We start from the raw sequence: 13,830 nt of genomic DNA, 5'->3' as shown, positions 1-13,830 counted from the left end.
GGGACATCACGATGACACTGACACCTCCCGAGGACGGCACGTTCGTCCTCAGCGCTCCCGAGCCCGTCGCCCCCGTCCGCCGGGAACAGGCCTCCGGCCTGGTCCCGCTCCAGGACGGCGTCCACGAGGAGATGGCCCGCCGAGCCGGGGAGTACGTGGGCCAGCTCGCCGGGATCGACCCGCGCTCCCCCGAGTTCGCGCAGCGCATCGGCGAGATCGCCGGGCTGGGTGCGGCCGACGTCCGCACCGCCGCCCAGCAGTCCAACCGGATGCTGGAGCGGGCCGTGCGCTCCCTCGGCTCCGACGGCGGCGGCGACGCCCAGGCGCGCGTCGCCGGCTCCCTCGTCGAACTGCGCCGCACCGTCGAGGACCTCGACCCGCGCGACACCCCGGCCAAGGGGGCCCGCAAGCTGCTCGCGAAGCTGCCGGGCGGCAACAAGTTCCGCGACCACGTGGCGAAGTACGCCTCCTCGCAGGCCACCCTCAACAGGATCGTGGGCTCGCTGCGCAGCGGCCAGGACGAGCTGCGCCGGGACAACGCGGCCCTGCACACCGAACGCGCGCGCCTCTGGGAGACCATGGGCAAGCTCCAGGAGTACGCCGTCCTCACCGAGGCCCTGGACACCGCCGTCGAGCAGCGGATCGCCGAGGCGGAACACGCGGATCCGCAGGCGGCCGACGCGATGCGCTCGGACGTGCTCTTCCCGGTCCGGCAGAAGCACCAGGACCTGCTGACGCAGCTGGCCGTCTGCGCGCAGGGCTACCTGGCGATGGACGTGGTCCGGCGCAACAACGACGAGCTGATCAAGGGCGTCGACCGGGCCGCCACCACCACCGTGTCGGCGCTGCGGATCGCCGTGATGCTGGCCTCGGCCCTCGACAACCAGCGCAAGGTGATCGAGCAGGTCAACGCCCTGAAGGGCACCACGGAGGACCTGATCCGGGGCAACGCGGAGATGCTGTCCACGCAGAGCGGCGAGATCCAGCGGATCGCGGCCGACCCGGCGGTGGGGGCACAGACGCTGCGGACGGCCTTCGCGCAGATCTACAAGACGCTCGACGCGATCGACACCTTCAAGGTGCAGGCCACGCAGAACATGGCCGCGACGGTGGAATCCCTGGCGGGTGAGCTGCGCACCGCTTCGGAGTACCTGGCTCGGACGCGGACCGCCGGTGTGCTTGAGGGGGGTGCGCAGTGAGCGCGCCGCTGCTGGGGCTCCGCCCCAGACCCCGCGCCTCAAACGCCGGCGGGGCTGGGTCGGTCCGCCTCAGTCGCCGGCTGGGCTGGATCGCGGGCCTGGTTCTCGCTTCGCTCGTCGGCACGAGCGGCTGCACCGCCGACGCGCCCGCCAAGCCCAAGGAGTCGGCCTACAAGGAGGGCACCCTGCGGGTGCTGGCTTCCAGTGAGCTGGCCGATGTGGAGCCCGTGCTGGAGCAGGCCAGGAAGGCCACCGGGGTCACGGTGAACCTCACCTGGTCCGGGACGCTCGACGCCGTCGAGCAGGTCGCCTCCGGAAAGGCCGACGGCAAGTACGACGCGATCTGGCTGTCCTCCAACGACTACCTGCGGCTGCGTCCCGAGGCCGCCGGGAAGCTCGCCAACGAGACCCCGGTGATGGCCTCGCCCGTCGCCCTCGGTGTGAAGCCGGAGGCGCTCGCCCGGCTCGGCTGGAAGCCGGAGGCGGTGACCTGGTCGACGGTCCACGAGGCCGTCGCCGCCGGGAAGCTGACGTACGGCATGACGGATCCGGTGCGTTCCAACTCGGGCTTCTCCGCGATGATTTCGGTGGCCTCGGGGCTGTCGGGCGCGCAGGCGGCGCTGAGTGACGCGGACGTGAAGGCGGCCGCGCCCAAGCTGAAGGAGTTCTTCGCGGGGCAGAAGCTGACCTCGGGCTCCTCGGGCTGGCTGGCCTCCGCCTACGCCAAGCGCGGGGACGTGGACGCGCTCGTCAACTACGAGTCCGTACTGCTTTCCATGAACCGGGACGCGCACGCGAACCTGACGGTGATCCGGCCGCGGGACGGCGTGGTCACCGCCCACTACCCGCTGACCCTGCTGACCTCGGCCCCGGCCGGGGCCCGCGATTCGGGGCGGGCGCTGACGGATTACCTGCGCGGCCCCGAGGCGCAGAAGGCCATCACCGAGCAGACCTTCCGCCGCCCGGTCGCGACCGGGGTGGCGCCGGCCGCCGGGCTGGACGCGGAAAAGCGGCGCGAGCTGCCCTTCCCCGGCTCGCGTTCGGTCGCCGACGGGCTGCTGGCCTCGTACGAGAACGAGCTGCGCCGGCCCTCGCGGACGGTGTACGTCCTGGACACCTCGGGTTCGATGAACGACGAGGGCCGCCTCGGGCGGCTGAAGGCGGCGCTCACCGACCTGACGGGCAGCGGGAGTTCGGGCACCGGGGAGCGGTTCCGGGACCGCGAGGAGGTGACGCTGCTGCCGTTCGGGTCCAAGGTGAAGGAGGTGCTGACGCACGTCGTCGAGCCCGGCGATCCGGGGCCGGCCCTGGATGCGATCCGCGGCGACGTGAAGTCGCTGTACCCGGAGGGGGGTACGGCGATCTACAGCAGCCTGGAGGCGGCGTACCAGCAGCTCGGCAAGGGCGGCGGGGACGCGTTCACCTCGATCGTGCTGATGACGGACGGCGAGAACACGGACGGCGTCGGGGCCAAGCACTTCGACTCGTTCTACGCCGCACTGCCCGAGGCGCAGAAGCAGACGCCGGTCTTCGCGGTGCTGTTCGGCGACTCGGACCGCAAGGAGCTCACCCACATCACCGACCTGACCGGCGGGCGGCTCTTCGACGCCACCGACGGAAACGGTTCGCTGGCCGGAGCCTTCGAGGAGATCCGTGGCTACCAGTAGGGGCGCCGGGAGCCTGCTCGGCTTCCTGGAGTCGAAGAAGAACCTGGCCGGCTGCGCCTGCGGCGTGGCCGGCGTGGGCCTCACCCTCGCCGGGGTGGCCGGCGCGTACTGGCCGGTGGTGGTCGCCGGGCTGTACGGGGCGGGCGCGCTGATCGCCCCGCCGGAGCGGACGGCGGCGCCGACCTTCGACCCGGGCGCGGAACTCGGCGTACTGCGCGAGGACTTCGGGCGGCTGCGCGAGTACGTGGCCGGGGTGGATCTGCCGTCGGCCGCCGATGGCCGGCTCACCGAGCTGATGGGCTTCTACGAGGCCCTGCTCGATCCGGGGTGGGTGGCGGAGGTACTGGCCGCCGATCCGGAGTCGGTGCACGCGGTGTCGCGCGCGGTCCGCCAGGACGTGCCGGAGTGCGTGGACACCTACGACCGGACCCGCTGGTGGGCACGGCTCACGCCGGGCGGCGAGTCCCCCGAGCGGCAGCTGGAGCGGCAACTGGACCTGCTGTTCGGGGAGGCGGAACGACTGACGGCCGACCTCCGCGAAGCGGAAGCCGGCCGTCAGCAGACGCACACGACCTATCTGGAGGAGCGCGGACGCTCCTGACAGGCCGGTGCTGCGGTGGGAACCGCTTGGTCGGGGGCTCCCACAGCGGTGGGACGCCGCTTGGTCGGGGGCTCCCACGTTCATTGGCCCTTCTTCAGGGCGCGTCCTGGCTCAGCCCAGGCGCTCCACGAGCGCGTGGTACTGGTCCCACAGCTCCTTGGGAGTGTGGTCGCCGTAGGTGTTCAGGTGCTCGGGGACCAGGGCGGCCTCCTCGCGCCAGACCTCCTTGTCGACGGTGAGGAGGAAGTCCAGGTCCGCGGCCGGGAGGTCCAGGCCTTCGAGGTCGAGGGAGTCCTTGGTCGGCAGGATGCCGATGGGGGTCTCGACGCCCTCGGCGGTGCCCTCGAGGCGGCCGACGATCCACTTCAGGACGCGGCTGTTCTCGCCGAAGCCCGGCCACACGAACTTGCCCGCGTCGTTCTTGCGGAACCAGTTCACGTAGTAGATCTTCGGGAGCTTGGCCTGGTCCTTGTCCGCGGCCACCTTGACCCAGTGGGCCATGTAGTCGCCCATGTTGTAGCCGCAGAACGGCAGCATGGCGAAGGGGTCGCGGCGCAGCTCGCCGACCTTGCCCTCGGCGGCGGCGGTCTTCTCGGACGCGATGTTCGAGCCGATGAAGACGCCGTGGTTCCAGTCGAAGGACTCGGTGACCAGCGGCACGGCGGAGGCGCGGCGGCCGCCGAAGAGGATCGCGGAGATCGGGACGCCCTTGGGGTCCTCCCACTCGGGGGCGATCGTCGGGCACTGGGCGGCCGGGACGGCGAAGCGGGCGTTGGGGTGGGCGGCGGGGGTCTCCGAGTCCGGAGTCCAGTCGTTGCCCTTCCAGTCGATGAGGTGCTTGGGCGCCTCTTCGGTCATGCCCTCCCACCACACATCGCCGTCGTCGGTGAGCGCGACGTTGGTGAAGACGGTGTTCGCGTACATCGTCTTCATGGCGTTGGCGTTGGTGTGCTCGCCGGTGCCGGGCGCGACGCCGAAGAAGCCGGCCTCGGGGTTGATCGCGTACAGGCGACCGTCCTCGCCGAAGCGCATCCAGGCGATGTCGTCGCCGATGGTCTCGACCGTCCAGCCGGGGATCGTGGGCTCCAGCATGGCCAGGTTGGTCTTGCCGCAGGCGCTCGGGAAGGCGGCCGCGACGTACTTCGCCTCGCCCTGCGGCGGGGTGAGCTTGAGGATCAGCATGTGCTCGGCGAGCCAGCCCTCGTCACGCGCCATGACGGAGGCGATGCGCAGCGCGTAGCACTTCTTGCCGAGCAGGGCGTTGCCGCCGTAGCCGGATCCGTAGGACCAGATCTCGCGGCTCTCGGGGAAGTGCGAGATGTACTTGGTGGTGTTGCACGGCCACGGGACGTCGGCCTCGCCCTCGGCGAGCGGAGCGCCGAGGGTGTGGACGGCCTTGACGAAGAAGCCGTCGGTGCCGAGCTCGTCCAGGACGGCCTTGCCCATGCGGGTCATGGTGCGCATGGCGACCGCGACGTAGGCGGAGTCGGTGATCTCGACGCCGATCGCGGAGAGCTCGGAGCCGAGGGGGCCCATGCAGAAGGGGACGACGTACATCGTCCGGCCCTTCATCGAGCCGCGGAAGATACCTTCCTGCCCTGCAAAGATCTCCTTCATCTCAGAAGGAGCCTTCCAGTGGTTCGTGGGGCCCGCGTCCTCTTCCTTCTCGGAGCAGATGAAGGTCCGGTCCTCGACGCGCGCGACGTCGGACGGGTCGGAGGCGGCGTAGTACGAGTTCGGGCGCTTCGTCTCGTCGAGCTTCTTGAACGTTCCCTTGGCGACGAGCTCCTCGCACAGGCGCTCGTACTCGCCCTCGGAGCCGTCGCACCAGACGACGCGGTCCGGCTGGGTGAGGGCTGCGATCTCGTCCACCCAGGAGATCAGCTCCTGGTGAGTCGTCGGGATGGTGGGAGCCGCGTTGTCGCGCGCCACGATTGCTCCTTGTTGAGGGGGTGTTTGGTGTATGCCCCGTGGGGGCTGCGACCCGGACGCTTCGCGCTCCGCTCATCCGGTGCCGACCGCACTCATCTGATCATCCGGTGCATGTGCGCATATGTCCAGAGGGCCTCTCACGTGAGCATCGCCACGTCCGTCAATCTTCCGTAAAGAGGACTGACAGAAACCTACGGACCCGTAGGTAGCATGCGTGCATGACTTCTGACGCCGCCGCCGCACCGGCCGCCGCCGCATCGGTCGAACCGGAGGCCAAGCCGCTGATGCGCGGCTGGCTGCACCTCGGGATGTTCCCCGCCGTGGTCGTGGCGGGTCTGGTGCTGATGGCCTTCACCGACTCGACCAAGGCGCGCGTGGCCTGCGGCGTCTACATCCTCACCGCCTGCCTGCTCTTCGGCGTGAGCGCGGTCTACCACCGCGGCACCTGGGGACCGCGCGGCGAGGCCATCTTGCGACGGCTCGACCACGCCAACATTTTTCTGATCATCGCGGGTACCTATACCCCGCTGACCGTCCTGCTATTGCCGCCCTCCACCGGACGGACCCTGCTGTGGGCGGTCTGGCTCGCGGCCGCCGCCGGCATCGCCTTCCGCGTCTTCTGGGTCGGCGCCCCGCGCTGGCTCTACACCCCCTGCTACATCGCCATGGGCTGGGCGGCGGTCTTCTTCCTGCCCGACTTCATGCGCACCGGCGGCATCGCCGTCCTGGTCCTGGTGATCGTCGGCGGCCTCCTCTACAGCGTGGGCGGGGTCATCTACGGCATGAAGCGGCCGAACCCCTCGCCCCGCTTCTTCGGCTTCCACGAGGTCTTCCACTCGCTGACGCTCGCGGCCTTCGTGACCCACTACGTCGGCATCTCGCTCGCCGCGTACTCGCACTGATCCACGGGCGCGGCGCTCAGCCGGAGTCGGAGTCGGAGTCGGAGTCAGAGTTGCGCAGGGCGGCGTCGAAGAGCCGGTCGGCCAGCTCACCGAAGACGGCGCTCAGCTTCTCGGCTGCGATGCCGTCGGCGTAGGCCTGGAACGCCAGTCCGGCCGCCGCCTGGACGGCGGGCGTCGCGTACTCGGGATCGATGGGGTAGGGCTCCCCGGGAGGCCAGGGCCCCGGCCAGTTCTTGGGCCAGGGGATCTTCGGATGCGGCCGGGTCGGGCACCAGTCGTCGCCGACCTCCTGAAGGATCTCCCGGGCGTCGCCACCCCTCTGGTGCGCCCCGATCGCCGACTCGGCCACCCCTTTGACCGTCTGCAGGACGGCGAGCCGCAGAAGCTCGCGCGGCGGGAGCGGCTGGGGATTGAGGGCGACCTCGGAGCTGCGGTCTTGGGAGCGGACCTGCACCGCGCCGACCATGAACAGCGGCCCGTGCGGCTCGATCCCGTCGTAGATCTCGGGCTTGATCCGTGCCACCAGCCGCACGATGCGCGCGGTCTGCGATGCGCTGACCTGATGTCCCATGGTTCGACCTCCTGTGCGCGGCCACATCCCTCCCCAGTGTCCGCTGATCAATGGGGCCCGCAACCGCGCACAGGACCCTGCTGCCCCGGAGGGCGGCAGGGTCCTGGTCCTTCCGGGTGCAGGGTTCAGCAGGCGTAGCCGTCGCGGTCGGGGTCGAGCCGCAGCGGGTCGCTGCCGTTGACCTTCAGGCGCTTCGGGTACTGGTGGGTGGCCAGCCAGTCACAGCGGGCCTTCGTCGTCTCCTTCACCTCGGCCGGGAAACGGGTCGGCACGCACACGTTGACCGTCCCGTAGTGGCGGTCGCAGCCGGCCACGCTCGGCGCGACCGGGGCGGAGTCCCGCCGGGCCGGGTTGCCCTTCGCGGGCGCCAGCTTGTTCGCGAAGTCGTGCTCGTGCGCGGACGGCTGCTCCTGGGTGGCGGCCAGCGCCGACGGACCGCCCAGGTGCACCCAGGTCGCGAGGGAGGGGATGCCGTTCGCGTCGACCGCGAAGAGCATGTACCAGCCGGGCGGAGCAAGGTTGGGGTTGCTGGTGACGTTGAGGTCGATGTTGTTGCCGTCCACGGTCATCGGCAGGTCCACGAACCGCTGGTTGGGGTCCGAGGAGTGGGTGACCGCCGCCGGACGGATCAGCTCCGCCTTGGCGATCGGCCGGTTGACGGTGATCCGCTGCGTGTCCCCATACACCCACTGCGTGTCGATCACCGAGGTGATCTGCGGGCGGGCTCCCTTGAAGAGGTAGGGCGGGGTGTAGATCGACACGTTGTGGTTGTAGGTGCCGTTGCCCGGGTTGTCGCCGACCGACATGACCCGGCCGTCCGGCATCAGGAAGGACGCCGAGTGGTAGGTCCGCGGGATCGGGTCGGTGGCCAGGCCCGGCTGGTAGGTGTTGGTCGTCGGGTCGAAGAACGAGGCCTCGTAGACCGGGTCGGCCCGGTCGTGCAGCCCGCCGCCGGTCTCCAGCACCTTGCCGTCCGGCAGCAGCACGGCGGACACGTACATCTTGCCCTCGGCGCCGGTCTGCGGGCGCTTGCCCGTGCCGGTGTCCACCAGGCCCTGCGGCAGGTCCGGGCCGGCCGTGTAGGCGGGGCTCGGCTTCTTCAGGTCGATGATGTCGGTGATCCGGTTCGCGGCCGGGTTCGTCTCGTTGTTGCCGCCGCCGATCGTCAGCACCCGCTGGTCCTGCGCCGGAGGCAGCAGCACGCTCGCCGACTCGTCGCGCTGGTCCTTGTTGCGCAGCCCGGGCACGTCGGTGATGGTGTTGGCGCCGTAGTCGTAGACCGAGGCGCCGCTGCCCGGGGTGCCGTTGCCGAAGGTGTGGCTGCCCGAGTAGAAGAGCCGGCCGTCCTGCATGAGGATCATCGACGGGTACAGGCCCCAGTACGACCAGGTCTGGTTGACCTCGTTCATCGGCAGCCACTTGTTCTGCGCCGCCGAGAACTTCTCCGCGGTCACATTGCCCGTGGAGTCCTCCTTCAGCCCGCCGAAGGAGATCACGTCACCGTTGCCGAGGACGGTCGCCGACGGGTACCAGTGACCGCCGTTCATGTCGTTCGTCTTCGTGTAGGCCTCGGTCGCCGGGTCGAAGGTGTACGAGTCCTTCAGCCCCTGGTAGCCGATCTTGCCGTCAGCCGACGGGTACCCCTTGTTGCCGCTCATGACCAGCACCCGGCCGTCCGACAGCTGCACGTGGCCCGCGCAGAACATGTCGACGGGGGTCGGGATCGTCTTGAAGGATCCGTTGGCCGGGTCGTAGACGGCCGAGGTGAAGGTGCCCGCGTTGAACTGGGCGATGTCGTTGCCGGAGCCCGCGATCAGCAGCACCTTGCCGTTCTTCAGCACGACCGCGTGCATCGAACGCACCGGGTTCTTGGCCGCGATCACCTCCCACTTGCCCTTGGCGCACTGCTCCGCCGTGCCCGAGCAGGTCGGCTGCGGCGGGACGGCGCCCACCTCCTCCACCGCGTAGTCGTCGGAGGTGAGCGTGCCCACCCCGTAGACCGACAGGCCCCACGCGATCTTGTCGGTGTTGGGCGGGACGACCGGGGTACGGACCTCCGTGCGCGCCCAGGCGGCGCTGACGGGCGGATTCTGCAGGTCGGTCCAGTACTGCCAGCCCGCCGTCGTGTCGCGGCGGAACACGGTCACCGACACGTCCGGGGTGGTCGACTTGTACCAGGCGGACAGGTCGTACTGCTTGCCCGGTGTGACGGTCGGGGCGCAGGTGCTGTTCTCGGTGACCAGGGCCTTGCGGTCGCCGTCCACGCGGCGGGTGAGCGAGACCTTCATCGCCTTGGTGCCGCTGTGCGCGTCGGCGACGGTGGCGAAGGTGAAGTCGTTGTCGCCCCAGCCGGATTTGGACCAGCAGGACGGCATGTCGGAGCCGGGCGCGCCGGCGGTCTCGAAACCGGGGTTGGAGAGCAGATTGGGCGGACCGGCCGTGGCCTGCTGCGGTGCGGTGAGCAGCAGGCCCGCGGTCATCGCCCCGACGGCGAGCAGGGCGGCACGCCGCCCGGCCCTCCGCCGGATCTTCAGACGCATCGAAAGGATCCCTTCTGTGCGGCTCAACTCCTGGTGTGACGTTCAGGCTTGGGTGCCTTGCGCGGCAGGTAGACGAGGGCCTCGGTCGCCGCGAACCGCAGGACGAAGGTGGTGACCAGCGCGAGGGCGGTCGCCGGCAGCACCGCCATGCCGAACTTGGCGACGAACACCGCGATCAGCGGGATCCGCAGCAGCAGATCGGCGTTGGCGAGCAGGGCGAAGCGCCCGACCCGGTCCGCCCAGTGGCGGTGACCGCGCCGGTCGCGGAAGAGCAGGGTCTCGATGAGGAGGAAGTTCCACAGGACCCCCGCCTGGTTGGCGACGATCTCGGCGGGCAGGTAGTGCATCCCGGCGTGGGTGAGCAGCCAGAGCCCGGCCAGGTTCGGGACGAAACCGGAGAGCCCGATCAGCCCGAAGCCGATCATGCGGGCCAGCGGGGTCGCGGAGCGCAACGAAGCCAGGTGGGCGAGGAAGCGCAGGCCCTCGCGGGCGGTGGACTTCGACTCGCCCGAGTAGCGGTCCTGGAAGACGAAGGGCACCTCGGCGACCGTGCGGGGGCGGCAGCGCACCGCCAGTTCCAGAAGGATCTTGTAGCCGAGGGGCTTGAGTGCGGCCGCGGTGACCGCCGAGCGGCGCATGGCGAAGAACCCGCTCATCGGGTCGCTGATCCCCCGCAGCGCGCGCGGGAAGAGCCCCTTGGTGAGCCATGTGGCGCCGCGGGAGACGGCGATGCGGTAGCTGCCGGCGAGTCCGGCGCGGCTGCCGCCGCTGATGTAGCGGGAGGCGACGACGAGGTCGGCGCCGGTGCGCATCCCCTCGCCGACGAGTTCGGGCACCAGGTGGGGCGGGTGCTGGAGGTCGGCGTCCATGACGACGATCCAGTCGGTGTCCGCGCGCCTGACCCCTTCGACGACGGCGCCGCCGAGGCCGCCCTCGGCCGTCTCCCGGTGCAGGACGGACACCGGGAAGGGGTGGTCGGCGGCGGCCTTCTCGATGACGGCCGGGGTGTCGTCCGTGGAGTCGTCCACGAACAGCACCTCGCAGGGCAGGTGTTCCGGGTCGGGCAGGGCGTCACCGAGCCGGCGCAGCAACTCGGCGATGTTCCCCGCCTCGTTGAAGGTCGGGATGATGAGGGTGACGCTGCCCGGCAGGACGTGCGGAGCGGTGAGCTCCGCATCGACCGGGGCATGGGGGGACCACAGATCCTCGCTCATACTCGCTCAGCTCCCACTCGTACGGTCGGTGCGATCGGTGCGATCGGTGCGGCGGATCTCGATGCGGTCCTCGCCCGACCCGAAGACCGCCACCACCGCCGAATGCTCCAGCGCCGCCCGCACGTTGGGCAGGTCCACCGCGTCACGGCGCACGGTGGGCGAGGAGACGACGTAGTCGATGTCCTGCCAGCCGCGCGGCAAGGCCTTGGTGACGGCGGGGTCGAGGTCGGCCTTGTAGAACCAGATGGCGCCGAGGCCCGGCTCGAAGCCGTGGTGCACCGCGTCCAGCCAGAGCGCGTCGTCCAGCAGCACCCGGGTGTTCGCCGGATCGGCGACCTCACTGCCGAGCCAGGCCGCGGCCTGCCGGTACGGGGCGTTCGCGTCCACCGTGAGCGCGGTGCGGTTGCCCTCGTACCAGCGCGGCAGCACGTACACCGCGGCGGACGCGGCGAGTACGCCGACCAGCGCCCAGCGCGCCCACACCACCTGCTTGCGCTCCCCCGGGCCACGGCGGCGGCGCAGCACGGCGTGCGTGATGCTGGCCGCGCCCCCGGCCAGGACGAGGGCGAGGAACGGCAGCGCCTGGATCACGTACATCGCCGGGAGGTAGCCGGAGGGCCGCATCGCGACGACGGCGAGGATCACGGCGGCGAGGGCGGGGCCGGCCAGGGCGCGGGCGGTCACCGACCAGCGGATGGTGGCCAGCAGCAGGACGGCGCCGGCCAGTCCGCCGAGCGGCAGGACGGTGTCGTAGTAGAGCCAGGACCGGAACACGCCGTTCGCGCCGGAGCCGGGCGTGAGGATGAAGCCGGAGCCCTCGCGGCCCATCTGGTAGCTGATGGCGTCGAAGAGCGAGACGTGGCCGGAGCCGGGCAGCAGCTCGCCGTTGAGGAGGGCGTAGAGCGGGTACGACAGCCCGATCAGCGCGCAGGCGGTGATGGCTCCGGTGACGGCGAACTTGCGGGTGTCGCGGTGGCTGTGGCGCCACATCGTCACCAGCAGCGCCGGCAGCACCACCAGCATCGTCTCCTTGGTCAGGACGGCGGTGGCGGCGGCCAGCCCGGAGCCGAAGTGGTGCCACAGGTGGCGGCTCGGGGACGCGGCGAGGCAGAAGGCCAGCAGGATCCACATCACGGCGATGTTGTCGAGGAAGATCTCGCGCTGGAGCACCACGGAGAGCGGGGACAGCCCGAAGAGGGCCATCGCGAGCCCGGCGGCCCAGCGGGGCAGCCACAGCCGGCGGGCGAGGACGTAGATCAGCACGGCGCTGGCGGCGGAGACCGCGAGCATCGAGAACCGCATCGGCGCGACGGTCATCCAGTCGGGCACGAAGAGGGACGGCAGGTACGTCAGGCCCGCGACCTGGATCCAGCCGAGCGGCGGATGGTCGTACCAGTACGTGTAGTGGGCCAGGCCGTCGCCCTGCTGGACGGCCCACGCCTGGGCGAGGTAGGTGCCCTCGTCGTCGCTCAGGGTCGGGAAGTTGGTGATGTTCCAGCCCTGGACGAGGACGATCACGAGCAGCAGGGCGCCGCACAGGAGCAGGTCGGGGCGGGAGGAGCGGAAGCGCACGAGCGGGCGGGCGGGCGGGGCCGGGCGTACGCCGAGCCCGCCGGAGCCGGCGCCGCGGCCGCCCCGCTGGGCGGGGACGGTGAGGGTCTCGGTCTCGGGCTGGGGATCAGTGGCCGTGGGCAGGGTTGCGGTCACTGGTGGCTGTCCTCTCGGATCGCGGTGGAGACGGAGCTGGCGGAGACTGCGGAGACTGCGGTGGCCGTGAGAGGTGTGCCCGTCGTCAGGTGGGCGCCGGTGTGGCTCGTCAGCTCCCACTCGTTGCGGCCGCGCTGCTCGCGCCAGACGGCGCGGATCGCGGCGCCCGCGAGCATCACCTGGTAGAACGGCCCGCCGACGACGAGCTTCACGTAGTGCACGAGGCGGACGCGCAGCCCGTACTGCCGCCCGAAGTCGTGCAGCCCGACGATCTCGAAGACGAAGGTCACCATCGCCGTGATCATGGGGAGGAAGGTGATGATCGCGATGCCGACCGGTACGTCGAGGAAGACCGCGACGGCGAAGTTGATCGGGATGATCACACCCGACGTGGCCTGCATGAAGGGGGTCATCAGCGTGTAGCGGGCGAGCCAGCGCTGGCCGCGCCCGGGCAGCTGCTGCCAGTCCTTCTTCCGGTACACCTGGAGGAAGCCCTGGTTCCAGCGGGTGCGCTGCTTGAGCAGGCTCATCAGCGAGCCGGGCGTCTCCTCGCGGGTGACCATGTCGGAGTCGTAGGCGACGACCACCTTCTTGCCGACCGACGACAGCCGCACCCCGAGGTCGCAGTCCTCGGCGAGGCAGTCCTGGTCCCAGCCGCCGGCCTCGCGCAGCACCTCGGTGCGTACGAAGACGGTGTTGCCGCCGAGCGGGATGAAGCCCTTCTCGGCGTGCAGGTGCAGCCGGGAGCGGAACCAGAAGAAGTACTCCAGGCAGTTGCGCAGGCTGTACCAGCTGGAGTGGAAGTTGATGAGCTGCACCCCGCCCTGGACCACGTCGGCGCCGGTGGAACGGAAGGCGTGGTCGACGTGGGCGAGCAGCTCGGGGTGGACCTGGTCCTCGGCGTCGAAGACCCCGACGATGTCGCCGCGGCAGGACGGGAGCGCGGTGTTGAGGGCCTTCGGCTTGTTCTTCGTCTCGTGGTGGTCGACGACGACCCGTACGCGGGCCGGATCGCGGGCGGCGGCCCGCTCGGCGACGGCGGCGGTCTCGGGGTCGTCGTGTCCGACGATCACGATGATCTCGTAGTCGGTGTGGCTCGACTCCAGGAGCCGGTCGATCGTGTGCTCCAGGACCGCCTGCTCGTGGCGGGCGGGCAGCAGCAGCGAGAAGGCCAGGCGACCGCCGCCGTCGGGACGGTCGAAGCGAGTGGAGGCGAGCGTCTCCGGGGTGCGCCACGCGTGCATCTGCCACCAGAGCGTGAACGCGGCCATCCAGAAGAGCGCAAGCGAAATGACAACAATGAACACAGAAGTGAACAAAATGTCCCCCCGGACATGCCGCCCCCCGGCGGCCATCGTCAAACCCCCCGGGGGCTCACGGCAGGCCCCCCGGCCCGCCGCCCCCGCTTCCCCCTTGCGCGCACCCCCCAGTGCGCCATCTCGGTGACTCCCGGAGGAGTCACTCCTCAACGACACGAGATTAGGCAGTGAACATGAC

At 70.5% G+C, this 13,830-nt stretch carries 10 protein-coding genes; 4 read left to right on the top strand and 6 right to left on the bottom strand.

Features of this window, described 5'->3' with window-relative positions:
- Nucleotides 1-11 precede the first annotated feature (11 nt).
- The 3 genes from ACZ45T_RS01505 to ACZ45T_RS01495 are packed head-to-tail and all read left to right on the top strand — an operon-like array spanning nt 12 to nt 3,467.
- The gene (locus ACZ45T_RS01505) at nt 12-1,199 is read left to right on the top strand and encodes a toxic anion resistance protein (protein ID WP_468436239.1); all 1,188 of its coding nucleotides are present in this window, start codon (nt 12-14) and stop codon (nt 1,197-1,199) included.
- Complete coding sequence (locus ACZ45T_RS01500; protein ID WP_468436237.1) at nt 1,196-2,866, top strand: substrate-binding and vWA domain-containing protein; 1,671 nt, start codon at nt 1,196-1,198, stop codon at nt 2,864-2,866. The genes ACZ45T_RS01505 and ACZ45T_RS01500 overlap by 4 nt, the downstream gene beginning before the upstream one ends.
- The gene (locus ACZ45T_RS01495; protein WP_468436235.1) at nt 2,853-3,467 is read left to right on the top strand and encodes a hypothetical protein; all 615 of its coding nucleotides are present in this window, start codon (nt 2,853-2,855) and stop codon (nt 3,465-3,467) included. Before ACZ45T_RS01500 ends, ACZ45T_RS01495 begins: the two co-directional genes overlap by 14 nt.
- A 111-nt stretch (nt 3,468-3,578) precedes the next feature.
- On the opposite strand, the gene ACZ45T_RS01490 is transcribed toward ACZ45T_RS01495, so the two are convergent.
- Nucleotides 3,579-5,399 carry a phosphoenolpyruvate carboxykinase (GTP) gene (locus ACZ45T_RS01490; RefSeq protein WP_468436233.1) on the bottom strand — a complete coding sequence of 607 codons (1,821 nt, stop codon included), beginning with the start codon at nt 5,397-5,399 and terminating at the stop codon, nt 3,579-3,581.
- Between the two features lie 218 nt (nt 5,400-5,617).
- Between ACZ45T_RS01490 and trhA the strand changes: the two genes are divergently transcribed.
- Entirely contained in the window at nt 5,618-6,301 is a 684-nt protein-coding gene (trhA, locus tag ACZ45T_RS01485; protein ID WP_468436230.1) for a PAQR family membrane homeostasis protein TrhA, read from the top strand.
- 16 nt (nt 6,302-6,317) lie between these two features.
- Here trhA and ACZ45T_RS01480 read toward each other — a convergent pair whose 3' ends face one another.
- The 5 genes from ACZ45T_RS01480 to ACZ45T_RS01460 all read right to left on the bottom strand — a co-directional run bounded on the left by ACZ45T_RS01480 (nt 6,318) and on the right by ACZ45T_RS01460 (nt 13,652).
- Nucleotides 6,318-6,872, bottom strand: a complete 555-nt coding sequence (locus tag ACZ45T_RS01480) for a hypothetical protein (RefSeq protein WP_468436228.1) — start codon at nt 6,870-6,872, stop codon at nt 6,318-6,320.
- 125 nt (nt 6,873-6,997) lie between these two features.
- The gene (locus tag ACZ45T_RS01475) at nt 6,998-9,412 is read right to left on the bottom strand and encodes a galactose oxidase-like domain-containing protein (protein ID WP_468436226.1); all 2,415 of its coding nucleotides are present in this window, start codon (nt 9,410-9,412) and stop codon (nt 6,998-7,000) included.
- Between the two features lie 23 nt (nt 9,413-9,435).
- Entirely contained in the window at nt 9,436-10,626 is a 1,191-nt protein-coding gene (locus tag ACZ45T_RS01470; protein ID WP_468436224.1) for a glycosyltransferase, read from the bottom strand.
- Nucleotides 10,627-10,632: 6 nt separating this feature from the next.
- Nucleotides 10,633-12,333 carry an ArnT family glycosyltransferase gene (locus ACZ45T_RS01465; protein WP_468436222.1) on the bottom strand — a complete coding sequence of 567 codons (1,701 nt, stop codon included), beginning with the start codon at nt 12,331-12,333 and terminating at the stop codon, nt 10,633-10,635.
- On the bottom strand, nt 12,330-13,652 hold the full coding sequence (locus tag ACZ45T_RS01460) for a glycosyltransferase (RefSeq protein WP_468436220.1): 1,323 nt from the start codon (nt 13,650-13,652) through the stop codon (nt 12,330-12,332). Before ACZ45T_RS01460 ends, ACZ45T_RS01465 begins: the two co-directional genes overlap by 4 nt.
- Nucleotides 13,653-13,830 lie beyond the last annotated feature (178 nt).

It is taken from the genome of Streptomyces sp. NPDC030995, assembly GCF_055571215.1.
The sequence above is the reverse complement of the archived record's forward strand: the minus strand, read 5'-3'. Positions and strand labels throughout refer to the sequence as shown.